At 57.7% G+C, this 25,943-nt stretch carries 19 protein-coding genes and 2 riboswitches; of the genes, 12 read left to right on the top strand and 7 right to left on the bottom strand.

The window, feature by feature from the left end:
* Positions 1-170: 170 nt before the first annotated feature.
* Positions 171-2,525 carry a helix-turn-helix domain-containing protein gene (locus AC0YNU_RS24100; RefSeq protein WP_475761233.1) on the bottom strand — a complete coding sequence of 785 codons (2,355 nt, stop codon included), beginning with the start codon at positions 2,523-2,525 and terminating at the stop codon, positions 171-173.
* A 285-nt stretch (positions 2,526-2,810) separates the two neighbouring features.
* Here AC0YNU_RS24100 and AC0YNU_RS24095 point away from each other — a divergent pair, with 285 nt between their 5' ends.
* The 6 genes from AC0YNU_RS24095 (at position 2,811) to AC0YNU_RS24070 (ending at position 12,031) form a co-directional block, all read left to right on the top strand.
* The gene (locus AC0YNU_RS24095; protein WP_475761232.1) at positions 2,811-3,719 is read left to right on the top strand and encodes an ABC transporter permease; all 909 of its coding nucleotides are present in this window, start codon (positions 2,811-2,813) and stop codon (positions 3,717-3,719) included.
* Between the two features lie 12 nt (positions 3,720-3,731).
* Positions 3,732-4,604, top strand: a complete 873-nt coding sequence (locus AC0YNU_RS24090; protein WP_475761231.1) for a carbohydrate ABC transporter permease — start codon at positions 3,732-3,734, stop codon at positions 4,602-4,604.
* A gap of 114 nt (positions 4,605-4,718) precedes the next feature.
* Positions 4,719-6,308 carry a DUF3502 domain-containing protein gene (locus AC0YNU_RS24085; protein ID WP_475761230.1) on the top strand — a complete coding sequence of 530 codons (1,590 nt, stop codon included), beginning with the start codon at positions 4,719-4,721 and terminating at the stop codon, positions 6,306-6,308.
* A gap of 459 nt (positions 6,309-6,767) precedes the next feature.
* Complete coding sequence (locus tag AC0YNU_RS24080) at positions 6,768-7,820, top strand: AAA family ATPase (protein ID WP_475761229.1); 1,053 nt, start codon at positions 6,768-6,770, stop codon at positions 7,818-7,820.
* Between the two features lie 55 nt (positions 7,821-7,875).
* A complete protein-coding gene (locus AC0YNU_RS24075; RefSeq protein ID WP_475761228.1) occupies positions 7,876-9,435 on the top strand; it encodes a DUF58 domain-containing protein in 1,560 nt (519 codons plus the stop codon).
* The gene (locus AC0YNU_RS24070; RefSeq protein WP_475761227.1) at positions 9,410-12,031 is read left to right on the top strand and encodes a DUF4129 domain-containing transglutaminase family protein; all 2,622 of its coding nucleotides are present in this window, start codon (positions 9,410-9,412) and stop codon (positions 12,029-12,031) included. The genes AC0YNU_RS24075 and AC0YNU_RS24070 overlap by 26 nt, the downstream gene beginning before the upstream one ends.
* Positions 12,032-12,203: 172 nt before the next feature.
* Here AC0YNU_RS24070 and AC0YNU_RS24065 read toward each other — a convergent pair whose 3' ends face one another.
* Together AC0YNU_RS24065 and AC0YNU_RS24060 are read right to left on the bottom strand one after the other, a co-directional pair.
* Positions 12,204-13,931: a bactofilin family protein gene (locus AC0YNU_RS24065; RefSeq protein ID WP_475761226.1), complete on the bottom strand. Its 1,728-nt coding sequence runs from the start codon at positions 13,929-13,931 to the stop codon at positions 12,204-12,206.
* Positions 13,900-14,910: a peptidoglycan DD-metalloendopeptidase family protein gene (locus AC0YNU_RS24060; protein ID WP_475761225.1), complete on the bottom strand. Its 1,011-nt coding sequence runs from the start codon at positions 14,908-14,910 to the stop codon at positions 13,900-13,902. The genes AC0YNU_RS24065 and AC0YNU_RS24060 overlap by 32 nt, the downstream gene beginning before the upstream one ends.
* 228 nt (positions 14,911-15,138) lie before the next feature.
* Between AC0YNU_RS24060 and AC0YNU_RS24055 the strand changes: the two genes are divergently transcribed.
* The 4 genes from AC0YNU_RS24055 (at position 15,139) to AC0YNU_RS24040 (ending at position 20,764) form a co-directional block, all read left to right on the top strand.
* A complete protein-coding gene (locus AC0YNU_RS24055; RefSeq protein WP_475761224.1) occupies positions 15,139-16,251 on the top strand; it encodes a ParM/StbA family protein in 1,113 nt (370 codons plus the stop codon).
* A gap of 207 nt (positions 16,252-16,458) precedes the next feature.
* The gene (gene guaA, locus AC0YNU_RS24050; protein ID WP_475761223.1) at positions 16,459-17,997 is read left to right on the top strand and encodes a glutamine-hydrolyzing GMP synthase; all 1,539 of its coding nucleotides are present in this window, start codon (positions 16,459-16,461) and stop codon (positions 17,995-17,997) included.
* A 180-nt stretch (positions 17,998-18,177) separates the two neighbouring features.
* Positions 18,178-18,278, top strand: a riboswitch (purine riboswitch).
* A gap of 130 nt (positions 18,279-18,408) precedes the next feature.
* Positions 18,409-19,797, top strand: coding sequence for an NCS2 family permease (locus AC0YNU_RS24045; protein ID WP_475761222.1), 1,389 nt, complete (start codon positions 18,409-18,411; stop codon positions 19,795-19,797).
* Positions 19,798-20,074: 277 nt separating this feature from the next.
* Positions 20,075-20,764 carry a phytanoyl-CoA dioxygenase family protein gene (locus AC0YNU_RS24040; RefSeq protein ID WP_475761221.1) on the top strand — a complete coding sequence of 230 codons (690 nt, stop codon included), beginning with the start codon at positions 20,075-20,077 and terminating at the stop codon, positions 20,762-20,764.
* Positions 20,765-20,773: 9 nt separating this feature from the next.
* On the opposite strand, the gene AC0YNU_RS24035 is transcribed toward AC0YNU_RS24040, so the two are convergent.
* The 4 genes from AC0YNU_RS24035 to AC0YNU_RS24020 form a co-directional block, all read right to left on the bottom strand.
* Positions 20,774-21,103, bottom strand: coding sequence for a hypothetical protein (locus tag AC0YNU_RS24035; protein WP_475761220.1), 330 nt, complete (start codon positions 21,101-21,103; stop codon positions 20,774-20,776).
* A 260-nt stretch (positions 21,104-21,363) separates the two neighbouring features.
* Positions 21,364-21,969, bottom strand: coding sequence for a TetR/AcrR family transcriptional regulator (locus tag AC0YNU_RS24030; RefSeq protein WP_475761219.1), 606 nt, complete (start codon positions 21,967-21,969; stop codon positions 21,364-21,366).
* A 70-nt stretch (positions 21,970-22,039) separates the two neighbouring features.
* Positions 22,040-22,837 (bottom strand): ABC transporter permease subunit, encoded by a 798-nt coding sequence (locus AC0YNU_RS24025; protein ID WP_475761218.1) that lies wholly within the window; start codon positions 22,835-22,837, stop codon positions 22,040-22,042.
* A 15-nt stretch (positions 22,838-22,852) separates the two neighbouring features.
* Complete coding sequence (locus tag AC0YNU_RS24020; protein ID WP_475761217.1) at positions 22,853-23,734, bottom strand: ABC transporter ATP-binding protein; 882 nt, start codon at positions 23,732-23,734, stop codon at positions 22,853-22,855.
* Between the two features lie 263 nt (positions 23,735-23,997).
* A riboswitch (purine riboswitch) is annotated at positions 23,998-24,098 on the top strand.
* A 193-nt stretch (positions 24,099-24,291) separates the two neighbouring features.
* Here AC0YNU_RS24020 and purE point away from each other — a divergent pair.
* The gene (gene purE / locus AC0YNU_RS24015) at positions 24,292-24,777 is read left to right on the top strand and encodes a 5-(carboxyamino)imidazole ribonucleotide mutase (protein WP_475761216.1); all 486 of its coding nucleotides are present in this window, start codon (positions 24,292-24,294) and stop codon (positions 24,775-24,777) included.
* Positions 24,774-25,943: a 5-(carboxyamino)imidazole ribonucleotide synthase gene (gene purK / locus AC0YNU_RS24010; RefSeq protein ID WP_475761215.1), complete on the top strand. Its 1,170-nt coding sequence runs from the start codon at positions 24,774-24,776 to the stop codon at positions 25,941-25,943. Before purE ends, purK begins: the two co-directional genes overlap by 4 nt.

The raw sequence follows: 25,943 nt of genomic DNA, 5'->3' as shown, positions 1-25,943 counted from the left end.
AAGCTGCAAAAGCTGCAAAGACTGCAAAAGATGCAAAAGCTGTAAATAAATAAAGAAACAAAGTGGTAAAGAAAAAGCCTTTGAGGACGGTGCGGCTCGCCGTCTCAAAGGCTTTTTTGTGTTCAAAAGCAGCTTGAACCATGCGCCATCACGAAGCTCCGGCGTTTGCGTCAACCGTTCATCGCTTCGGAATCGGCCGCCGTGGCAGCATTGAATCGCGTCGCGTACTCTTTCGGCGTCATGCCGAATCTCGTGCGGAACAGCTTGTAGAAGTAGGATTGGTTCTCGTAGCCGACCTGAAGGAGGACGTCGTACACGCTGAAGCTGCCGGTTTCGAAGAGCTTGGCCGCATGGCATAACCGCACTTCGTTGATCTGTTCGCCGACCGAGATGCCGGTCGAGGTCTTAAACAGCTTGGCCAGCTTGCGGGAAGGCATCTTGAGCGTCGCGGAAATGCCGTCCAGGCAGAGCCCGTTGTCGGCATAGCTCAGCTGGATGATATTTTGCACGGTCTCCACGACGAATTGCTGCGAGCTGGGATGCTCCGCTTCGACGGAGTCATCCAGAGCGCCTTGGAGCAGGGCCTGCAGGCTCCCGAAGCATTCCTCGAGCGTATCGATCGTGCCGATCGACTTCAGCATGGCAAGCAGGTGGTCTTCGCCGGCTTCGGTCGCCGGAAGCCGGAGATGCTTGAGGCAAGTACGGACTTCGCCGACTAGGCGCATGAACGAAGTGACGAGATGCTCGTAGTTCATGCCGCTCAGTTCCGCTTGCAGCGCGTCGAGCGATTGCTTGACGCCGGGGTAATTGCGTTTTTGTATATGTTCTAACAGAATCGTCTCCGTCCGCTTCGTGTAGGCGACGCTGCGATTGTCGACGTTCGCCTGCACGAGATCGGCGGTGATGACGCTGCCCGTGCCGAGTACGAACCGGTAAGAGGCCAGCTTGACGATGGCGCGGTAAGCGTCGGGCAGACCGGGCGCGCCGTCGATCATGCCGCTTACGGTCATGGTGACGGACAAACGGTAATAGTCCTTGATGAATGCTTGCGCCGAGCGGAGCTTCGCGTACAGCGACGCCTCGTCCTTGGCGTCGCCGCCGAAAGGCAGGAGCAGCAGCAGCTCGTCGTCCTGGAGCGCGGTCTCTTCGGCGCGGCCGAAATCTTGCAGCGACTCGCCGACGATGTTGCCGATGGCGTACTTGATGAGCTCCCGATCCTGCAGGTTATAGCGCTGCTGGAGCTGAGGGAAGCCGTCGATTTTGACGAGAAGGAGCAGGTACAGGCCGTCGTAAGCGAACGGCATGCGCTGCTCGCGGCACAGCTCTTCGAAGCTCTCCTTGGAAAGCGGGCGTTCGCCGACCAGCATGCTCTTCAGGGCATAGGCTTTCAGAATCGATTGCACCGATTGCCGCTGCGAGTCGTAATGCTTCACTTTGGACAAGGTGTCATCGTACATTTTGCTCAGGAACGAGATTTCGTCCCGGGTCGAGAGGGACTCGCCGCCGCTCGCGACGTGCTTGACTAGCCGGCGAATCGGCGTATACACGATGCCCGAGGCCATCAGCGAGAACAGCAGCGCAACGATGACGAAGATCGCGACGATGATGAGCAGGAACGTGCGGAAGGCATAGAGCGAGCCATAGACCGTGGAAATCGGCTGGATTTTGAATATCGTCAATTCCTGGTCTTTCAGCTGAAGGTAGGAAACGACGTATTGCTTGCCGTTCAGTTTACGAACGATCGCGCCGGAGCCGCCCTTCGGCGGCTTCTCTTTATAGTCGCGAATGAGCGAATCGCGCAGTCCGGCATTCGCCTTGCTCTTATCCAGAAAACCGCCGAGATCGCTGTAAATATAAGCGCTTTCACCTTTCTTGTCGTTAACGAAACTGAATTGCTTCAGGTTATCCATGATCCAGTTCGGATTGAGATTAATGGCGACCGCGGAGTCGATCTTGGCCGGATCGCCCGAAGCTTCGTACATCAGATAGGTAATAACGGGTTCTTTGACCGGCTTGCGGCCGTACATGCTTTCGATTTCGCGGAAAATCGGTTTCATTCGCGGCGCGTTCGGATAAGCGTCGATCATGGTTTTCATGCCGAGGTCGTTGTAATACATCTGCTTGCCGGCGTAATAATATTGCTCGTTGTATTCATTATAGAAGCCGATCGATTGAATCGACGTGTTCGAAGTGATGACGGAGGAAGAGATGCGGTTCAGCTTGGAGTAAATTTCGTCTTGGCCGATGTTGCCGGTGTTGTTCAGAATCGTGGCCGCATCCGGAGTGACGAATAAATAGATCGCGATGTTGCGAATTGCGGCGTCCATCTGTTCGATCGAATATTTGGCTTGATTCAGCAGTTGACCGTTCTTCTGCGTCTCGAGCTCGTACAGCTTGTCCTTGCCGTATAAGTACAACGCGCCCGAAAGCGTGCAGACGAGCAAGGTAGCGACAAGGCTGATGGAAAGGATGATGCGCAGATAAAATTTATTCTGCTTTCGGAACGTGGCGTCCAATATTCGCACGATGCTTCCCCCCTGTCCAGCTCCTGGTAGTTCAATCCTATACAACCGACGGGGAAGTTGTAAATAGCTTGAATACAGGGATGCGCCTTTTTGAATACGCTTACGAAAAGTGCAGTCCGCATTTGTGCATAGGTCGACGGAAAGTGCATGCATCAATTGCACTGCCGCGCATGATTTGCACTATTCGCGACGGCGGAGGCAATTACATAATGGGAACAGAAGCAGCCGCCGGGCGAGAGAACGCCGGATTGGCTGGTAAGCAAGAAATGGAGGAATGAAGTCACCATGTCCAAACATCTGAAGTATTTTCGCAACAGCTTCGGGATAACGCTGCTGGCGTTACCGGCAATCGTCTTCATCTTTATCTTCAGTTACGTACCCTTGTACGGACTCGTGCTTCCATTTAAAGAGTACAACTTCGAAAAAGGATTCTGGCACAGCCCGTGGATCGGAACGACGAACTTCGAATTTTTGTTTAATTCCGATCTTCTGCCGATCCTGCGCAACACGGTCGTCATGAACGCGCTCTTCATCTCGCTCAACGTTATCGTGGAAGTCGCCGTGGCGCTGCTGCTTTTCGAACTGGGCAAGCGCGCGACGAAAATATACCAGACGATTTTGTTCCTGCCTTTCTTCATCTCGTGGATCGTCGTCTCCTACGCGGTATTCGGCTTCCTCGATTCCGACACCGGCATCGTGAATAAACTGCTGGAGTCGCTAGGCGTGGATTCGATCCTGTTCTACAACAGTCCGGGCTACTGGACGGTCATTCTGGTCGTCGCCCATGTATGGAAGTTCCTCGGCTACGGGACGCTCATGTATTACGCCGCACTGATGGGGATCGACGCGGAGTATTACGAAGCCGCCCGGCTTGATGGCGCAAGCCGCTTCCAACAAGCCTGGCATATCTCGATCCCGCTCATCCGCCCCATCATTATCATCATGGTGGTGCTGTCGATCGGCAATATCTTCTATTCCGACTTCGGTCTGTTCTACAGCGTGCCGCAGGACAATGCGCTGCTCTACCCGACGACGGACGTTATCGATACGTACGTGTACCGGGCGCTGCGCCAGCTTGGAGATTTCGGCATGTCTTCGGCAGCGGGCTTGTTCCAATCCGTATGCGGTTTCGTCGTCGTCCTGCTCTCCAATTACGCGATCGGCAAATTCAGCAAAGAAGACAAACTTTTCTAAGGCGGTGCAACGATGATTCAATCGCAAAAACGATTCAACGTCTTCCTTCATATCTTCTTCATCGCGCTGTGCGCCATCATCATATTGCCTTTCATCATGATCCTCGCCGCGTCGTTCTCCAATGAACTCGGAATCATCCGTCACGGCTATGCGTTCTGGCCGCGCGGTTTCTCGCTCGATGCGTACCACTTGTTGGGGAAGAATTACGAACAATTGCTGCGGTCCTACACGGTCACGATTATTACGACGGTGGCGGGCACTGTACTCGGCTTATGGCTGATGACGACGCTTGGCTACGCCATCAGTCGCCGCGATTACAAGTACGGCAGCGGCTTGTCGTTCTACATCTTCTTCACGATGCTGTTCCGCGGAGGCCTCGTTCCCAGTTATATTCTCGTTACCCAATGGCTTCACATGAAAGACACCATATACGCGCTGTTCGTGCCGGCGCTCGTCAACGCCTTCTATGTGCTGATGCTCAAAGGCTTCCTGCGCAGCATTCCCGATGCCCTGTACGAATGCGCCAAGCTTGACGGCGCAGGGGAGTTTACGATCTTCACGCGAATCGTCCTTCCGCTGGCGACGCCGGCGATCGCCACGGTCGGCTTGTTGATGGCGCTGCAATTCTGGAACGATTGGTTCTCGAGTCTTCTCTATACGGACAGTCCGACGCTCTTGACGCTGCAGGCGATGCTGCAAAAGATGTTGACCAACATGCAATTCCTCGCCATTATCAAGCCGGTGAGCATGTCGAGCGGCGCGCTGCCGCAAGCGACGTTCCGCATGGCCGTCTGCGTCATCGCCGTCGGACCGCTGCTGCTCGTATTCCCGTTCTTCCAGCGTTTCTTCACGCGGGGCTTGACTGTAGGCGCCGTGAAAGGGTAGGTTAATTCAGCGCAGTCTAGCCTCGCCGCTAGCCGCTGTTAACACATATGCCGAAGGGGGCAGGGCCCGCCGCCTTCGAATTGCTAGGCATACAAATTAGGGGAGGGTACACGAATGACAAGCAAAACGAAACGCAATTCGTCTTTACTATTGCTTGCTACGATGCTTGCCGCGACAACGGCGCTGACCGCTTGCGGAAGCAGCAACAACAACACGAACGATAGCGCGAATTCCGCGAACGCGACGAACAACGACAATACCGCATCGAACGCCGGATCCGGCAACGACGGCAGCGCGAACAGCGGGGCTACAAATGAAAACGCTTCCGAAACGGCTGACACGAAAGACTTCGTCAACCTGACTTGGTATATTCTTGCGCCGCTCGATCCGCGTCCGAACGAAACGAGCGTTATGAAATATTTGAACGAGCAGTTGAAAGAAAAGCTGAACGTTAACCTGGAGTTCAAATTTATCGACGGCGCGACATATGCGCAGAAGATCAAAGTCGCCGCGGCATCGGGCGAGAGCTTCGATATCTTCACGGATATCAACAATATGCTCGGCTTCGCCAATAACGTTTCGAGCGGCATCGCGCTGCCGCTCGACGATCTTCTCGGCAAATACGGCCAAGACATCGTCAAGAAAGTGCCTGAACAAGCATGGAACGCCGTTACCACGCAAGGCAAGAAATACGGCATCGCCAACCCGAGCGCATGGGTGACGTCCTATAACATCGCGTATCGCAAAGACATCGCGGACAAATACAGCATCGACTACGGTGCCATCCATACGTGGAAAGACCTTGAGCCGACGCTTGCCATGCTCAAAGAGAAAGAACCGGATCTCATTCCGTTCATGGGCACCATTAACATGCCGCAAACGATCGACAGCATATCGCCGATGGTTGGCTACAGCATGACGGACAACAAGTGGGAAAGCATGGTCGAAAATACGGACTGGATCAACGTGACGAAGCTGAAAGCCGACTGGTACCAGAAAGGCTACTTGCCGAAGAAAGTCCTTCCGGTCGGCACCGACCCGGCCACCGAATTCAAAACCGGCCGTTATGCCATTACCGGCTACCATGTGTACGACAAATCGTTCGTTAAACCATCTTCCGACTACGGTACCCCGATGGTGCAATCCTTGCTCGACGAGAAAGCGGTCGTAACGGGAAGCTCCATCCGCACGGTCGTCAGCTACGTCAGCAAGACGAGCAAAAATCCGGAACGCGCGATGATGCTCCTCGACCTGCTTTACGCCGACAAGAAATTGTTCAACGAATTCTGCTACGGCGTTCAAGGACAAGATTGGAACTACGTCTCCGGCGAGGGCACGGACAACCCGACGGTAAAGACGCAAGATCAACTGGGCTGGGCGATCTGGCATCCGTTCATCGGCAGCCTGTGGGATCAATGGCCGTCCAACTGGAACAGCCAAGAAGTGCTTGACGGTCTGAAAGCGGCGATCGACAAAGCCGATTACTCTCCGTATGCTGGCTTCGTGTTCGACTCCACGCCGGTTAAGAAGGAAATGGCGCAAATCGACGCGCTGCAAGCAGAGGCGAACGCCATCTACGTGAGCAAAGACGTCGACGGCAAGATCAAAGAATACCAAGACAAAGTGAAGAAAGCCGGGTTGGACAAAGTACTGGCCGAAATCGACAAGCAAGTCGCGGCATGGAAGGCGGCTAATGGCCAATAACGGCCGTACAACGTAATCTCAAGAATAACGCGCGGCATGGTTAAGTCGCGACGCGGGTGCATGCTCTCCATTCGGCGATACGGCCGAGTGGAGAGTTTTTTTGCGTTCGTCGTTGCTCTCGTTCATCTTCGCAGCACCTCATCTCCATTAGACCCTCGTCTTCGTATCGTCAACCCTCGCATCTCCGACACCCGTGAAAGCTTCGCTCACCTCTAATCACTGACAGCCCTGAAGCCTCGACCGCCTCGCAATGCCGCCACCTTCCGCCTTTGAACGCTCGCTCAGGACCGCTACAGTTGCTGCTCATTATGCGCATAGTCACAAGGCGAATCGGATTTTACATCTCCCAAACCAATTCGTGCCGTTTTGTCTCGCTGCGCAGGTGTAAAGGCGGCGTTAGATGGCGAAACTAGCAACTAGAACGATTCAATAGGTTGGAAGAGTAGGAGATGACACGTAATGCTACCAAAACAATCGGTGCAGCTCGGGGGAACCGGGGCTGAAGCCGGGGCCGGAGAATCGCTTCGCGCTTCGGATCCGGACATGTGGCCGGAAGCTGCGCAGCAGTCGCTTCAGTTGATGCTGGCTCGGGTCAATAGCGTACTGCTCGGCAAAGAGCAAGTGGTATCGCAAGTATTCGGCGCGCTGCTGGCCGGCGGCCACGTGCTGCTCGAGGACGTGCCGGGCGTCGGGAAGACGCTGCTCGTGCGCGCTATTGCCCGGGTAATAGGCGGCGAGTTCCGCCGTATTCAATTCACGTCGGACATGCAGCCGGCGGATGTCGTCGGCGGGATGGTATGGGACGGCAAACGCGGCGAGCTCATTTTCCGCCAAGGGCCGCTGATGGCGAATGTCGTGCTTGCCGACGAAATCAACCGTACGCCGCCGCGTACGCAGTCTGCGCTGTTGGAGGCCATGGAGGAACGGAGCGTGTCGGCGGACGGCGAGACGAGGCCGCTGCCGGTACCTTTCATGCTGCTCGCGACGCAAAATCCGCTGCGCGACGACGGTACGTATCCACTGCCGGAAGCGCAGCTGGACCGATTCATGCTGCGGCTATCGATCGGCTATCCTTCGCCAGAGGACGAGATCGGCATGCTGGCTTCGGGACGCCAGCGCCTGCTCCCCGAGCTTCTTCGTCCGGTCATCGTACCGGAAGAGTGGATGCGGATGCAGAAGGATGCGCAGTCGGTGCATGTCCACCCCGCGCTGCTCGCGTACGCGGTGCATATCGTCGGGACGACGCGCACGTCGCCGGAATTGCAGCTGGGGGCCAGCCCGCGCGCGACGCTGGACTGGATCCGAGCTTCGCAGGCGGCGGCTTACGTTGCGGGCAGGCGGTACGTCGTGCCGGACGATATGAAACAGATGGCCGAGCCTGTGTTGGCCCATCGCCTGCTGATGAGGGACGAGGCTTGGGCAAAAGGGAAAACGCCAGCCAAGGTACTGGACGATATTTTGTCGGCGGCTCCGGTTCCGATGCCGGCCTCCGAAGGCGGCCGTCGCAGATGAGCAGGGCGTGGACGGCGCGAAGGCGATTGTCGCTCGTCATGAAAGCGGTGGGATCATGAAGGCTTCAGGAACGGCGAAGAAACGGAAGCAGATGAAATCCGCGGCGGCGGGAAGCCTTGGCAGCGGCATGAAAGGCTCAGCAGTTCCGGCATCATCAGACGGTACGGACGCGGCGACGGTATCGCAAGGCATCGGCAACGGTGCTGCTTTAAAGATTGCCACGCCATCGTCTATTTCGGGTTCTCACCGGCTGCGCAGCCGGGTGATGACCCGGATCATGGCCGCTGTCGTGCTCGTTATCGGCATCTTTGCGCTTGTCGAACGGGGAGGCGCGGTCGAGTGGTTGTTCGCGGCCGTGGCGATCTTGACCGCGGGGGGAAGCATGCTCCTTCCTTACGTAGCACTAGGCCGTGTCGAAGCGGAACGAATCGTTCATGAGGCGGGCGAGCTAGTCGACGGAGGTTCGATGCGCGTTGCGGTGACGCTGAAGCTGAGCCGGATGCTGCCATTCCTGTGGGTAAGCCTGCAGGAAGAAATCGTGAATGCCGTTGCTCCTCAAGGCAGCGATATCCGTATCATGCGGGCAATGCTGCCAGGTTTTGCCCGTCAGTTGACGTTGTCCTACACGGTGAAGGATTTGAGACGGGGCGAGCTGGAGTTTCGCTCATTGACGATTGCTGCCGGGGACATGCTGGGGCTGACGGTGCGGAACATCGTCGTCGATTGCCCCGGACGGGCGATCGTAAGACCGGTCCCGCCTGCCGGAGAGGGGATCGGCGAGCTGCCCGGGTTCGAAGCGGAACGGACCCGGCAAGGGGCGCAGCCGATCGCTGTGTTCGGCGGGCAGATGATGGCTGCGGCATCCCGGCTTCGCCGGGACGGCGCGGGGCCGGAGCTGCGCGGCTATATACCCGGCGATTCTCTGCGGCGGGTCGATTGGCGGGCCATGGCGAGAGGGCTTGGCATGCAGACGCGCATGAACGAAGCGGAGGCGGCGGGCACGGTTATCATCGTGCTGGAAACCTCCGCGTCCGCATACGGCAAGCAAAGCCGATTGTTCGATGCGAACGCAGGCCGTGCTGCGGCTATGATGAGGCAGGCGGTGCAGGAAGGCAAACGAGTGAAGCTGATCACGAATGCGGTCGCGGAGAGCGTCGTTTATGACGGATCCGGCGCGAGCAGCGAGCTGCGCGAGGCAGAGAATCGTCTTGCGCGGCTGCGGCTCGGAGCGCTGGCCAAGCCAATGTCGCAGCGGCTGTCCGATGTCATTGCAGGCGCACCTCGCGGCGCTTCCGTACTATGTCTGACGGCGGGCAAGACGGGAAGCGCGGATGCGATCGCCAGGCCGTCGGGAGAACCCGGCAATATTTCGTACGGTGCCAAGCTGGCCGGCGTGCGCGGCATTAAGCTTATGCTGCTGCTGTCCGTTCCGGCATCCGGAGGCGAAGAAGCCGCGTTGAGCTGGCAGGAACGGCTGCAGGGAACGGGCTGCCGCGTCAGGGCCATGCCGATGACTGCAAGTTATGGAGGCATGAGGCCTTCCGCGGAAGATGCGTCCGTGCGCTCAGGCAAGGGAGGTGGCGGAGTACATGTCGAAGCCGCAAGGGGATCGTAACGGGAACGGACAGCAGAGCATGGGATCGGCCGATACGAGCGCTTTTTCGGCGTCTGGAGCTGGGAAGGGAACTTCGGGATCAAGCGTGATGGCGGCGACAAAGGCAAGTGCGAGATCGGCCGGAATAAGCGGGACAACGGGCCAAGGCATCGTACGCCCTTCCAAACGCGCGGAGGAGCGGGAGAGCTTGTACTTCTTCCGCTTCGGCTCCCGGCGGCTCATCACGAGCTTGCTGCTGTTCGGACTGATCGTGGAATGGCTGCTGCCGTTGAATCAATTGAAATCCTATACGGAGCTGTACGAGATCAGCCCGCTGCTTACGGCCGTCGGGTTGTTTCTGACCGTCGGATTGTTCGTACCGCCGACTTGGGCAGCACTGCTCGCGAATGGCATGATCGCGATCGGAGCGGTTCTCTTCTTGTTTCAGCCTCATTACGGTTCGCTGGCGCAGTCTTTGCAAGGCTTCGTGCGGGCTGCTCAGCATGATGCGGCGGGCATTACCGACGGTAATTTCATGCTCAGCGGGGAAATCAGGACGCTGCTGCTCATCGGCGGTCTCGGCATGATGGCGATCGCCGTGCAGTCCTTGATGTGGCTGCGACAGTGGGGGCTTGGATTAACCGCGCTGACGGCCGTTTATTTGCTGCTGCTGTATGGTTTTCTGGGTTTGGATGTATTTCCCGGCTTGCTGCGCGCCTGCGCGGAAGGGTTGGTGCTGAGCGCGCTTGTGACGGTACCTCGCATCGAGCGGCTGTCTGGCATGCCGGATTTGTTTGCGAAAGGAAACGGCAGCTCGGGTAGTCTGGCCGGCTGGACGCTCGGATGGTGGAGCGGCGCGGCTTGGCTGGCCGTACTCATTCTGGCGGTAAGCGTCGGAGCGGCCTGGGGCTGGTCGAACGGAGTGACGTCGAAGCAAGCGCCGTGGGCCGCGGATGCGATCGAATGGGGCGAGCAGCGGTTTCAAGGGACGGATAGCCATTCCGCGCCGGCGGCCATGACGGCCGAGGAGGCGATGGCCGAAACCGGCTTGAACGGTTCGGGGAAAACCGGCTACGGCTTCGATGACCGCCGCCTGGGCAGTCCGTTGACGTCGGACGATACCATCCTGTTCACGGTGGCATCCAAGGAAGCGGGGTATTTGCGCGGAGACAGCGAAGCGTTCTATAACGGGAAGGGCTGGGAGCAGGAGGACCACGATTGGCAGAAACGAAGCGTAACGGACGCGCCTCAAGCATCCGAAACGGACGTATTCGTGCAAACGGTGACGCCTGCGAGGCCCACGGTCGGTTATCCGCTGTTCGCCGGCGGGGCGGATGCGAGAATCACGGCATTGAAGCTGCAGAACGCGCCGAGCAGCGACGCGGGCAAGTATTGGCAGGATGCCTTCACGGGCGCCATGTTTGCGTCCGGCGACGAGAATCGGGTCGTGCAGTATACGGTGGAGACGTATCTGCCGAACGAAGCGGCCGTGCAGGGAGATGCTGCTTCAACAGCTGCTTCCGATCATGAAGCAAGCGGCAGCGACTCGGTTCAGCTGACGGATCAAGAGACGCGCGCGTATACGCAGCTGCCGGCGGGGCTGCCTGCTCGCGTCGGCGACCTTGCGGCGCAAATCATCAAGGATGCCGGAAATCCGACCGATCGGTATGCGCAGGCAGAGGCCATCGTCGATTATTTGAAGTCGAACTATCCGTATACGCTGGCGAACACGCAAGTGCCGGGGGCGGGAGCGGATTTCGTCGACGATTTCTTGTTTCGGCAAAAGCAAGGCTATTGCGTGCATTTTGCTTCCGCTTTGACGGTCATGCTGCGGACGCAGGGCATCCCTGCCCGGTACGTGAAAGGCTTCGCGCCGGGCGAGCCCAGCCTGGCGGCGCTCGGAGGCGCAGCCTCCCAGTACACCGTGCGCGCGAGCGACGCGCATGCATGGGTGGAAGTATGGTTTCCGGGCGTCGGCTGGCTCACCTTCGAGCCGACGCCGGGTTTTGCGGCACCGGAGGCCGGTGCCGCCAGCGGCGAAGCCGCCTCGCCCGCATTGGCGGGCGAGCAGTCGCAGCCGGATGACGCGGCTGCGGCTGCCGAGCGCGGCGAAGCCGCGGACGCCCGCGACGCAGCCGGGCGCATGGCCGCGCAGCTGCGCGCTGCCGCGGAGCGCGGGGCGCATGCCCTCGCGGACGCGGCCGGCGGCGCCATGGCTTCGCCGCCATGGGCCAAGGCGGCCTGCGCCGCGGCCCTTGCCGGCGCGGCCGGGCTCGCCATGGCGGCGCGCCGCAGGCGCGAACGCTTCGCGTTCGGAGCGGCGCTGCGCCGCTACGGCAGCGCGCTGCGGGCGGGCCGGCACACCGCGGCCCGCAGCCAGTTCCTCCAGCTCGCGGACGCCTTATGGCGCGAGCTGTACAAGCAATGCGGCGCGAGGCCCCCGCACCGCACGGCGCGCGAATACGCGGCGGCGCTTCAACTGCCGCCGCAGACCGCGCCGCTGGTCGCGGATTTCGTGCGCTGGGATGAAGAAGCGCGCTTCGATGCGTTCGCGCATCGCCTGCCGACGCAGCAGCAAATTGCCGAGCTGGTCGCGGGATTGACCGTTGCCAGATAGAACGACAAAAGCCGCAAGCCAGCGTTTATGCTGGCTTGCGGCTTTTTGCTTGTCTTCAAGGGCAGAGCCGGAGGACTTACAAGTAGAGAATCTAGTCTTTCAACGTCGAGGTTCTGTCTATCCGACAGCCTGGAACTGCGCTGCCTGACTGCTCGTTATAAGTTGAAATTCGCTACCAGTTTCTCAGCAGGGCTGCTGCTTCCTCTTCCCTCGGGCCCTTCGACACTTTGCTTGGCAGAGCTTCACTATTCGGCTGAGCCGTCCTGCCTTCAGCAATCGCTGCAAGGGTCGCTGCTGCTTCGCGGGACGGCATCACTTGGCTGATCTCGGCTTGCGCTATATGAGCAAGTGCTATGTCTTGTAGGGGCTCGAAGACAGTCCAACCAGGAACGGATGCTCCGCTGGCCGGAGGCTCTTCTTGCAAGGAAAGGCTCGCGACGATATCAGCTTGCGGGCCTTCAATTGCGGTGGCAGCTGCCAATTCAGCCAACAACGAAGCCTCATCTACGTTCTTCTCCACAGCTTCTGTAATTGCATCCACACTCACAGATCCTGCATTCGCATCCGTTTCTATAACTGTGCTCGGCGTAGATGCTTCCGCACGCGCACGCTTGCTCTCGATCACAGCTTCTTCATTTACATCAGCAGGTTCTGCTGCTGCAGCTCCTACATTTGCATCTGCAATCTCCGCTATAACTTCTTTGCTCGCAACCGCAGCTTCCTCAGCCGCCGTACTCAATGCTTCAATCGTCACCCCGGCATCTTCAGCCGCCATACTCAATACTTCATTCGAAACCGCTTCTTCTACAGCCGCAGCTTCATCGTACACGGCTGCATTCGCAACCACGTTCACCGCCGCAGTTTCCATGTGCGCCGCAGCTTCCGCACTCCCCGCGGCGAATTCCGCAACCGCGCTTGCAATTACGCTGACTGCTGCAACCTCCCCGGCATCTCTCGGACGCACCACCGCTTGACCAGCCGGTTGACCCGGAACGCCCAGCGCGGCCCGTTCTGCCTCGCTTAGGCCTTCGCTATACGTCTCGTGCTGCCGGCTGCTTGCGTACTTGTTCTGCATGAACGCCCGGCCGCTCTCGCGAAGCGGATCAACATAGGAAGCCGACGATCCGCTTACGGTTTTCAATTCTTCGTCTCTCAAGGCCCCAGCGTTTAAATCTCCGTCTTTCGAGCCCACGGCTTTCAACTCTCCGTCACTCGCTCCAACAACCCTCGACGCATCGCCTTTAGCGCTCACGGCTTTCAACTCTCCGTCACTCGCTCCAACAGCCCTCGACGCTTCGCCTTTAGCGCCTGCGTCTTTCAACTCCAAGTCTCTCGAGCCCGAACCCTCCAGCCCATCACCCGCCAAATCTGCGGAAGACGCCTCCTGCTTCTCCGGTGCGCGGAAACTGAACGTTCGCGATTGCAGGGCGGATTCCCGGTCCCGCCGGTCAAAGCCGCTTCGGCGCTCTTCGCCATCGTAGGCAGCCCCGTTCGCGGCGCGGCGGTCGCGTCCGCCGCGCCGCTCGATCGGACTGACGACGGGCGCTCCCATATCCATGGCGCTATTGCCTTGGAAGACGCCGCCTTCTTCGATGGCAATCGTAGCGGCGTCCATGTCGCCGTACAGTTTGCCGGTCGACGTGATCGTCAGCTTGCCGCTGATGCGCACGTTGCCCGTCACCTGGCCGGCGAGATATACGTTCCTTGCCGTAATGTTGGAGATGGCAAAAGCGCTCTCTCCAAGCACGACATCCCCCTCGCTGAATACGTCGCCGCGCAGCTGGCCCTCCAGCCGGACGCTGCCTGCGGAGCGGATCGCGCCTTCGACGATCGTACCTTCTCCGATGAACGTATCGGTCAGCAGCGTGCTAATCTTGTCTCTCTTCCAAAATTTGAACATCGGTCGGCAGCTCCTTCATGGCCATGTTTAAATACGGTTTCGGATCGACGGGCACGCCGTGCTCCAGCACCTCGAAATGAAGATGCGGCCCCGTGCTGCGCCCGGTGGAGCCCATGGCTCCGATAACGCCGCCCTGCTTGAGAACGTCGCCCTTTCGGACGAAAATGCCGGACATATGCATGTATTTGGTCGAAAGGCTTCCTTTATGGCGGATAAGGACATAGTTGCCGAGCGTGCTCGTAAACCCGGTTTCGCTCACCGTGCCGTCGGCCGCGGCATAGACGGAATCGCCGAAATGTCCGGCGATGTCCAGTCCGGTATGCTTGGCCGGATTACCGGTGAACGGGTCGATCCGCACGCCGAACTGCGACGTGATGCGCTGCGAATGCGTCGGCCAAAACGTCGGCACCGCGCGCAGCTGCTGTTTCTTCTTCACGACCGCGGTATGCGCGCGCGTCAGCGTTGCCTTCAGCTCGCCGATCTCGGAGCCGAGCGCGGCGTACATCTCGTCCATGCCGTCCGCCAATTGCCTGTAATCGCTGTCGGTTGCGGTGAAGAGTTCTCCCCCGGTGCCGTCTTCGGATTTCTCCTGCGAGGAGGCATCCTTCAGGCCGACATAGGATTGCATGGCCGATGCCAGCTTGTTTAGCTCGTCCAAGCGCGACTGCACGTCGGCAGCCTGCCCGGCGAATTCGACCACTTGCTTCTGGAGGTTATGGATTGAGGCATCCTTGTAGGCGATTTCGCTTCGGTACGAGCCGGAGCTCATGGCGATTTGCTGATGGAGCCGATCCAGTTTCCATAAGCTGCGCTCATGCAGCAGATAGAGCGTCGATGTCGCCCCGGCCAGCGCGAGAGTCAGAATCGGTATAACCGCCAAGAGGAGGGTGGAAGCCCGAAACTGCTTGGAAGGACCGCCGTCGTCAGGAAGAACGAGAAACGTATACCGGCCGCCCGCAAGACGTCTTTTCTTCTTCATGTCTGTCTCCTTAACGTTTTAGGGTGATTATGCCGAAAACACATATACCGATTAATTTCGGCAGACATTCGCAAAAAGCTTAGCTTTGAAATAAATTCGACATCCATAAAGGAATTTGTCGGATGATGGCGAAATGATGACCCACTATGCAGATTAGCCAGCCGCTGAATCCCGCCATGCAGGCGCATGCGGCGACCCGGCTTCAAGACATGAACGGAGGAACTCATTGTGATCAAGCTCGCAGGTATAGACGTAGGAAACGACAGCATCAAGTTGATGATCGACGGAGCGACCGAGCCCGTCGTCATTCCGAGCATTCTCGCGCCCGGCTACGAACGGCATATTTTCCAAGAGGAAGATTCGCCGCTGAAGGCGCTGGACGTGCGGATCTTCAGCCCGAAGCTGAAAAAGAACAATCAGCGGTATTTCGTTGGAACGCTCGCCATGGAGGACCAGGACAACTCCGAGCTGGAGGAAACCGACAACAAGGCGACCAGCGACCAGGCGCTGATCGTGGCGTTGACGGCGCTTGCTTACGCGGGGCTGACGAGCGGGGCCTACCAGCCGTCCGAGGGACAGATAAGCCAAGTCGTCGAATATATCGTCGGCACCGGGCTTCCCGTCCGCACGTACGCCGGCTTCCATAAGCAGTTCGAAGAGCGTCTCGTCGGCGAGCACGAAGTGACCTTCCTCTCCACGCCGAAGCTGCGCGGGCGCTCCATCAAGGTCGTTATCAAGCGGGCGGTCATATCGATCGAGGGTGCTGCGGCACTGTTCCATATGGCGACGCATGACAATCTGGCGGTGCGCAACGGGGAGCTGTATTACGGCTGCATCGGCATCTGCGAGATGGGCGCGCTGACGACGGACTTCCCGGTCATCAAGCGGATGAGCATCGACAACCAGTTCAGCACGGGCGAGCAGTTCGGGCTGGCCGGTTACCTAGACCAGATCATTCGGGACGTCGAGGATCAATTCGGTCACCGTTTCCCGAGCCGTACGAAGCTGATTCAGAAGATCAAGAGCGGCGACTACCTCATTCATCGCATCGGGGAAGGGCAGGCGGACATCCGTCCGATCGTGGACAATTATTTCGGCCGCGCGGCGAACAAGGTGCTGGACCTGATCGTGAAACGGTGGAAGAAGAACCCGGATATCCAGTGCTTCTACGTCCTAGGCGGCGGGGCCGCTGCGCTGCGGAGCTACCTGAACGACGCGGCGGGTTCCATCCGGCTGCGCTTCGTGGAAGACAGCGAGTTCCAGAACGTCTACGGCTACTTGAAGCTGGCCAAGAACAAACAACAGCAGGCTCTTGCCGCAGCCGCGGTCGAGCAAGCCTGATCGATTCCCTATTCATGAGAGAGCTGGATGGCCCCGCAATGGGTCCGTCCGGCTCTTTTTTGCATGATACGACCCGTATTTTGGCATCATTTATTCAGCGGCAGCGGTTACATTTTTCTGCCTTATAATTGCCGCCTTCGTTTTCTTGACTGTCCCATAACGCCTATATATAATTGACACAATGATTTGAGGGAGGCTTCTACAAAAGTGAACAAGCCAAATGAAATGATCGTTGTCCTCGATTTCGGCGGACAGTACAACCAGCTGATTGCAAGACGTATCCGGGATTTGGGCGTATACAGCGAATTGCTGCCTTACAATACCTCGGTAGAACGGATCCGCGAACTGCAGCCGAAGGGCATCGTGTTCTCGGGAGGACCGGCAAGCGTATATGAGGAGAAGTCGCCGCTCGTAGATCCCGCGATTTATGACTTGGGATTGCCGATCTTCGGTATTTGCTACGGCATGCAGCTGATCGCGCACCAGCTTGAGGGTAAAGTAGAACGCGCCGGCAAGCGCGAATACGGCAAGGCGGAAGTGGATTTCGTAGCGGGCAGCGAGCTCGTGAAGGATCTGGACAACCGTCAAACGGTATGGATGAGCCACGGCGACCATGTCGTGCAGCTCCCTGAAGGATTCCGCGTCGATGCAAGCACGGACCATGCGCCGATCGCGGCGATGAGCCATCCGGAACGCAAGCTGTTCGCGGTTCAATTCCATCCGGAAGTGCGCCACTCCCTTCAAGGGAACGAAATGATCCGCAACTTCCTCTACAACGTGTGCGGCTGCGAAGGCAACTGGAGCATGAGCACGTTCATCGACGACACGATCCGCGACATCCGCGCGCAAGTCGGCAACGGCAAAGTGCTCTGCGCCCTGTCCGGCGGCGTGGACTCCTCCGTCGTGGCGATTCTGCTGCATAAGGCGATCGGCGATCAACTGACTTGCATGTTCATCGACCACGGGTTGCTCCGCAAAGACGAAGCCGAAGGCGTCATGGAGACGTTCGTCGGCAAGTTCGATATGAAAGTGGTCAAAATCGATGCCAAGGAGCGCTTCATGGGCAAGCTGAAAGGCGTCGACGACCCGGAACAGAAACGCAAAATCATCGGCAACGAGTTTATCTACGTATTCCAAGAGGAATCGGAGAAATTCGACGATTTCGAATTCCTTGCTCAAGGCACGCTATATACCGATATCGTCGAGAGCGGCACGGCGACGGCGCAAACGATCAAATCGCATCATAACGTCGGCGGTCTGCCGGAAGACATCAAGTTCAAGCTCGTCGAGCCTCTCAAAGCCTTGTTCAAAGACGAAGTGCGCAAGGTCGGCGAGGAATGCGGCCTGCCTGAAGCGATCGTATGGCGTCAGCCGTTCCCGGGCCCGGGTCTTGCGATCCGCGTGCTGGGCGAAGTGACGGAGGACAAGCTGAAGATCGTGCGCGATTCCGATGCGATCCTTCGCGACGAGATTGCCAAAGCCGGTCTCGACCGCGAGATCTGGCAGTACTTCACGGCGCTGCCGAATATGAAGAGCGTCGGCGTCATGGGCGATGCCCGTACGTATTCCTACACGGTAGGCATTCGCGCGGTGACGTCCATCGACGGCATGACGGCGGATTGGGCGCGTATCCCTTGGGACGTGCTGGAGAAAATCTCCGTTCGGATCGTCAACGAAGTCGAGAACGTGAACCGGATCGTGTACGACGTCACGTCGAAGCCGCCGGCGACGATCGAGTGGGAGTAAGCGATAGCGTGACATTGAAGGCCGTTCGGGGCAATCCCGGACGGTTTTTTTGCGCCGCGAAGCCGATTCTTCCGATTTTTGCCGATCTTGGGGAAAAACCTGCGTTTTTTCGTCTGATTTCCGAACGTTTTCCATTGACAGGCCGTGAATAATCTAGCTAAAATGTTGACAGACTCAATACAAACAAATTGCATGTCTTTTCGTATAATCTCAAGAATCGGCTTGAGAGTCTCTACGAGGTCACCGTAAATGACCTGTCTACGAAGAGCAAGAACGCGCGCGCGAACGGTCCATTCGCGGGCTCCGTGTCTTGTTTTTGCGTAGAACCTAGAGAATAATGCCGAAGCGTCGGCGTTTTTCTCTAGGTTCTTTGTTTGTTCTGACAACATTTTTTGGGAGGGTTTTAGAAAAATGGGTGGTTTCTTTCGATTGAAGGAACACGGAACAAATGTAAGAACGGAAATTATGGCGGGCCTCACGACATTCATGACAATGGCATACATTTTGGCCGTCAATCCTAGCATTCTCGGAGGCGCTGGACTGAACGTGTACTCCGTATTTCTGGCTACGGCGCTTGCGGGCGGCATCTTCACGATCCTCATGGGGTTGTTCGCCAACTTCCCTGCGGCGCTTGCGCCGGGCATGGGCTTGAATGCGTACTTCGCATCGACCGTGTTGGCTTCGAAAGCGACGAATTCGCCGATTTCGCCGGAAATGGCGCTGACGGCCGTCTTCATCTCCGGTATCATCTTCTTGATTCTGACGGTCACGCAGATTCGTCAAATGTTGATCGTCGCCGTTCCGGACAGCTTGAAGCATGCGATCACGGTCGGCATCGGCTTGTTCATTACGATCATCGGCCTCAAGAACAGCGGCATCATGACGGTAGGCGTGGAATCGCTGAACGACATTCCGAAAGGCACGTTCACGGATGTGCTCGGCTTCGAAACGGTGCTGCACATGGGCAGCCTGGAGAGCTCCAGCGTATACCTGACGCTGATCGGCGTTCTGCTGATCGCGGTGCTCATGGTCATGCGCGTGCCCGGCGCGATTCTGTTCGGCATCATCGGCGTGACGATCATCGCGATCATCACGGGCGACGTCAACGTTAGCGAAACGCTCAAAGGCCAAAGCTGGTCCCCGAATTTCAACGAACTCAGCTTCTGGGATTTCGATTTCAAAGGCGTATGGCATACGGGCTTGATCTCCATCATCGCGACGTTCACGTTCGTGGAATTGTTCGATACGTTCGGTACGCTGGTCGGTACGGCTAACCGCGCCGGCGCGATGAAGGATCCGGTCAAAGGCAAGAAGCTCGTCGGCAAAGCGATGTTCGTCGATGCGGTCGGCGTCAGCGGCGGCGCGATGCTCGGCACGAGTACGGTAACGGCGTTCGTCGAGAGCTCCGCCGGTATCGCGCAGGGCGGCCGTACGGGTCTGACTGCGGTTACGACAGGCGTTGCCTTCTTGGCGGCCCTGTTCCTGTGGCCCCTCATCTCGCTCATCCCGGGCTCCGCGACGGCTGCGGCGCTCATCATCGTCGGCGTGCTGATGGTGCAGTCGATCAAAGAAATCGACTTCCAAGACATGGTGTTCGCGATTCCGTCGTTCCTGACGATCGCGCTGATGCCGTTCACGTACAACATCGCCAACGGCGTGTCCGCGGGTATCGTATCGTACGTGGTGCTGGCAACGGTGGGCAACCTGTCCGGCAAAGGCAAATACAAAGTCCACTGGCTCATGTGGGTGCTCGCGATTCTTATCATCGCGCGCTACGGTTGGATCGGCAGCCAGGGCTAATAGAGAGAGAGACTTGAGGCACAGCGCGGACCGGCGCTGTGCTTTTTTGTGCGTTCATTTTTTGCGCGTTCATTTCGCGTTCATTTATAGAAGCTTCATTTTATTATTCCAATGTTCGGGAATCGGTACTATAGTGAAGCTAGAGAATGAGGAATGTCCGGGTGAGATCCGTGTCTTGCAGCTCCCGTCCTCGTTCCGATGTTCAGGGTGCTTTAGAATGAAGGCTTCGACATGAATTCGTTCCAGCGGTTCAAATTCAAGAAAGAGGTGTCTGCCCATGGATGCAAGGCTGAAGGAGCAGTTTGCAACGAACGGCTATGTTGTTCTTAAACAGCTCTTCAACGAGGACGAGGCGATTAAGCTGAAGGAGGAGGCCAAACGGGTACTCGAAGAGAACGGCGTCGATAAGTCGGGCGTGTACGTCGGCATGGCGGTCGCGAGCCCCGCCTTCAAGGAAGCGGCGGCACATCCGGTGCTCGCGAGTGCGCTGGAGCAAATCATCGGAGACCATGTGCTGTTCCTAAGCGACAAGGTAGTATTCAAGAGCGCATCCACGGATTTCGGGTCGCCGTGGCATCAGGACTATCCATATTGGCATGGCAGTCATAAATTTTCCGTGTGGATCGCGCTGGACAACGCCGTGCCCGAGAACGGCTGCCTGCGCATCGTGCCCGGTTCGCATCACGACGACGTGGAGCATGCGGATTTTACGGGCAGGGAAGAAGGCTTCAGCAACCGGCTGAAGGATGAAGACATCGATCCGGAGCGCATCGTCGATCTCGCCGCTTCGCGGGGGGACGCGATTATTTTTCACGACTTGCTGTTCCACGCTTCGCATCCGAACCGTTCCGGCGAAGAACGCTGGGCGCTGATATCGACGTACAAGGACGGCAGCCTGGAAGATCCCGATTACAGCTGGGCGAAAGCCGCGTTCCGGGTGGACGGTCCGTCGAAGCAGAATGCTTAATACGTTAGCTTACTGCTCCTCAGTTCGCTGCTCCTGAGTTTCCTGCTCCTGAGCTTGCTGCAGTCGGATGATTTCGGCCGCGTCGAAAAGCAGGTTGCCGCTCCGAATGTTTTTGCCTTTCGAGAACGTAATTCGAATGGAATCGCCATTAGCGAACTCTTTTAACGTAAGCGGCTTCCCGTCGGCGTCCGTAAGCTTGGTCTCGTCCGTTACCTTAATGTTGCATAAGTAGCCGATGTCTTCGATGGGACCATGTTTGCCGCGGTTGACTTGATCCGAGCAATTCACGAGAAAGCCATGATTCTGCATGGTGTCGACGGTCGACTCGAAGCTCTTCACCGTCCCTTTTCCGCCCGATGCGAACCAGAGGACAACGAGAAGAATAACGAGAAGCGACAGCGCCAGCTTGACGAGCGTCTGTTGTTGAATAGGAATTCCCCCTTATATACGTCTTACGTGGAGCTTTATGGATAGTTATTAAACGCAATCGAGGCAGTTGAAGTTGCATGACCGGCAAAGCCGGTGCATTCGACATTCGGCCAAACAAAAAGGCGTTCGGCTGCATCCCTGACTTCGGCAGGAACGCAGACCAAGCGCCTTTATTGCTTATACACCCCGTACTTCACCATATCGATAAAATCCTCGGACTCCTCGATCAGCATCGCCTGCAGCGACTCATGCGTATAGCCGCCGCCTTGATACAGCTGCAAGTATTTGGCGGAGTATTGGTTCAGCACCATCATGACCATGCGGAACACCTTATCCGGCGTGATGCCTTCGCGGAGGGGACCGGAGGCCAGCAGCTCGGTCTTGAACAGGCCGTTCAGCATGAACGGCTCCGTGTACTTGGTACGATGCGTGGCGAAGAACGCATCGAGTTCTTCCTTTACTACCTTCGGCGGATGGAGCATGGCCCGCTGCACCAGCTCGGCCTCCGGCAAGTACCGCAAGGTCACCCGCTGCTTGGCGAGAATGATTTCCTTCAGACGGTCGAAGAAATCCGCCGTTTCGATGCGTTCCACTTCCTCCATCGTCCGGTCTATGAGCAGTTGCGTGCAGTGAGTGACGACGGCCATATATACGTTTTTCTTGCTTTTAAAATAATGGAACAAAATGCCCTTGGAGATGCCGGCGCGCGCGGTAATCGTATCCGTCGAGGCATTGTCGTATCCGTTCTTGGCGAACTCTTCGATACATATGGTCATGATGAGCTCCTGTTTCTCTGCAGGAGCCTTCGCGAATGCGGGATAGATGCGGCTCACCTCGTTCTGCGCGTTAGACGGCAATGTCTTTTTTACTATAATACCAGTACGCGGACAGGAAGCAACCGATGATGACGACCCCCATGATGACGCCGTAGACCGGATGGAACCTGCTCTCCGTCAGGATCTGCGCGGAATCGGCGTATTTGAAAGGACTGACGTATTTCAGCCAGGACAGCCGGCCCGAGATGCCTGCGACGACGCTGAGGAAATACATGATGAACACGGTGCCGAGCGACAAGGAAATGATCGACCTCGTCCGGCGCGCCACGGCGGAGAACAGGAAAGCGATGCCGGCGAAAGTCAGATGCATCATCAGCACCGCCAGCTCGAGCAGGAAGAACGCCTTGTAGGGCAGCTCCTGGTCCGCCGCGAATTGGAAGCCGAGGAGCGACGACGCGACGATGACGAGGTTGAACAGCAGGACGTTCGCGAGAACGGCAAGCCCTTTGTGCGCGATGATCGTCTGGCGCGAGATCGGCAGCGCGAGCAGAAACTCCGCCGTCTTCTCGTTCTGCTCCTTGGCGACGATGCCCGATGCCAGCATGGCCGCGTAGATGCTGCCGAGCAGCGTCGTCATGAGATGGATCTCGATTCCGTAGAAGCCGAGCAGCGTGCCGAGGCTGAGCCGGTCCATGCCGAATGCCTTCTGCATGCCTTCCGGAACGGCGTTGACGAGGTTATCCATATTCGCCTGCTCCTTCGCCATCGAGGGGAAGATGCTTAAGTACATGAGAATAATGCCCGCGATAATGATGCTCCATATGATCAGGCTCCGCAAATTCCGTTTGAACTCTCTTCTGAACAGCATGGCGATCACGCTCCGTTATTTCATGTAATAGTGCAGGAAAATTTCGTCCAGCGACGGCTCTTCGATCAGCATATCGGTGAACGGACAATCGGCCACGCCTTGGACGAAGCTTCGCATATCGCCTTCGTACAGCAGCTTCAGATGCGTGCCGAGGATCTCTTGCTTGACGATGCCGCGGATTCCCGACAGGTCGATGCTCTCGGGCTGCAGAGCGGTGAGCGTAATATGCCGAAGGTTATTGCGCATCAGGTTCTCGATCGTCTCGACTTTGATCAGCGCGCCTTCCTTGACGATCGCGACGCGGTCGCACATGCGCTGCACCTCGCTCAGAACGTGCGAGGAGAAGAAGATCGTCGTCCCTTTGGCGCGCTCTTCCTTGAGCAGCTCGAAGAACGTATTTTGCATGAGGGGGTCGAGTCCGCCCGTCGGTTCGTCCAGAATCAGCAGCTTGGGCTCATGAAGCAGCGCTTGAACGATGCCGGCTTTCTTCCGATTGCCGAACGAGAGGTCCTCGATTTTGCGATTCAGGTCGAGGTCGAGCCGTTCGGCGAGCTCGGCCATTCGTTTCTCGTTCCGGCAGCGGTGGAAGGAGGCGGAGAAACGGAGCAGGTCGACGACCTTCATGTCGTCATAGTAGAAAACCTCCGAAGGCAGGTAGCCGATTCCCTCCCGGATCTCCTTGGAATGCGCGACGATGTCCTTGCCGAAGATGCGCGCGCTGCCCGAGGTCGGGAAGATGATGTTCAGCAGCGTTCGGATCGTCGTGCTCTTGCCCGCGCCGTTCGGACCGATGAATCCGAATACTTCGCCCTCTTCGATGGAGAAAGTAATGTCATTGATGCCCCGGCTTTTGCCGTAGGTCTTGCTCAAACGTTCGATGTCCACGATCGGTTTCAAGGGGATAACCTCCTTAGAATAACAGGGAGACGAGCCGTATTGACTGCTCAGTCAACTTAGTTATAGCTCGAATTGACTCGTGAGTCAACAGAAAGTTGGTTGAGTTTTCTGACAAAATAAATCAACTCAAGGACAGGATGAAATGCAATTGGTATGAAATGGTGCCTAAATACGAACTATTGGAGATAATTCGTTGTTAATGTTCGTGTTTTCGCGTTGACATTCCACGTGAGGATTGATAAACTAGGAGTAGCTAATGAGATAAGAAATTTGTCGAAACATCTCGTATATCCTTGGGAATCAGGCCCGAGAGTATCTACCCGAAAACCTTAATTTTCGGACTACGAGACATTGCCGCGAAGGACCCAGGTTGCCGCCAAGACGGGGCAGCCTGATGTTGTCTTCACGTACCTGCCACTCATCCGGGTTGATCGGATGGAGCAGCCGGGAACGCCTTCGCCGCAGGTCTTGGAGATCCCGAAGCATGCCAGGTTTTTGGAGCGATGCTGAGGGATTTTTTTGCGGAATTTTACCTATGAAAAGGTGGTCGTAAGCAAATGGCGGTACAAGTGGGCGTTATCATGGGCAGCAAGTCGGATTGGGAAACGATGAAGCTTGCCTGCGACGTTCTGGACGAACTGCAAATTCCGTACGAGAAGAAGGTTGTCTCTGCGCACCGGACGCCGGATTTGATGTTCGAATACGCGGAAAGCGCCGCGGAGCGCGGCTTGAAGGTCATTATCGCCGGAGCGGGCGGAGCCGCTCATTTGCCCGGCATGGTCGCTGCCAAGACGATCCTGCCGGTTATTGGCGTTCCCGTCAAATCGTCGAATTTGAACGGCCTCGACTCGCTGCTCTCCATCGTGCAGATGCCTGGCGGCATCCCGGTGGCAACGGTGGCGATCGGCAATGCGGGCGGCACGAATGCCGGACTGCTTGCGGGTCAGATCATCGGCGCCTTCGATCCGGCGGTACAAGCCCGCGTGCAGGCGCGCCGCGATCGGATTCAGCAAGAAGTGCTGGAAAGCAGTGAGACGCTATGAGCGGAACGGCTAGAGACGCGAAAGTGATTTTGCCGGGATCGACGATCGGTATCTTAGGCGGCGGCCAGCTGGGACGGATGATGGCGAATGCGGGCAGCGCGATGGGGTACCGCTTCGTCGCCCTGGATCCGACGCCGGACGCGCCTACCGGACAAGTCGCGCAGCAGATCGTCGCGGCTTACGATGACCGCGACGCCGCCAAGGAGCTGGCAGAGCGCGCGGACGTGATCACGTACGAGTTCGAGAACGTCGATGCCGGCGTCGCGGCGATGCTGATGGAACAGTCTTACGTGCCGCAGGGCAGCGAGCTGCTCTATACGACGCAGCATCGTCTGCGGGAGAAGCGGGCCATCGAAGCGGCAGGCGTGAAGGTGGCGCCGTATGCGGAGGTTCGCAGCGCGGACGAGCTTCGCGAGGCGGTCTCGCGGTTCGGACTCCCTTGCGTGCTGAAGACGGCAACAGGCGGTTACGACGGCAAAGGCCAGTGGGTTATCCGCAGCGAGGACGAGATCGGCGAAGCGTTCGAGACGTTGAACCGGGCCGGCACGGAGCTGGTCGTGGAGCAATTCATCCGCTTCCGGAAGGAGCTGTCCGTCATCGCGGCGCGCAGTCCGCAAGGCGAGATTCGAACGTTCCCGGCAGCGGAGAACATTCACGTCGATAATATCTTGCATCTGTCCATCGTGCCGGCGCGCATCGACGCAGAGCTTCAACGGGAAGCCGAGCGGCTCGCGGCGCGCATCGCGGAAGGGCTTGGAGCCGTCGGGCTGATCGCGGTCGAGCTGTTCCTGACGGAGGACGGCGAGCTGTTCGTGAACGAGCTCGCGCCGCGTCCGCACAACAGCGGGCACTATACGATGGAAGCTTGCCGGACGTCGCAGTTCGAGCAGCATGTGCGCGCGGTATGCGGATTGCCTCTAGGGGATACGGCGCTGCTGACGCCGGTCGTCATGGTGAACGTGCTCGGCGAGCACGTGGAACCGCTTCTGGAGCTGGTCGCGCGGCAGGATCCTTCGGCCGAGCGTTTGGGCGTCGCGCCTAAAATTCATTTATATGGGAAACATGAAGCCAAACATAAACGCAAAATGGGACATGTCAACGTGCTTGCCGAGAATGTCGAGCAGGCGCTGGCGTGGATTTCCGATACGAATATTTGGAGGGTTTAA

Source organism: Paenibacillus sp. J31P316, assembly GCF_056269105.1.
Note: the sequence above shows the minus strand (reverse complement) of the source record. Positions and strands in the feature narration are given on the sequence as shown.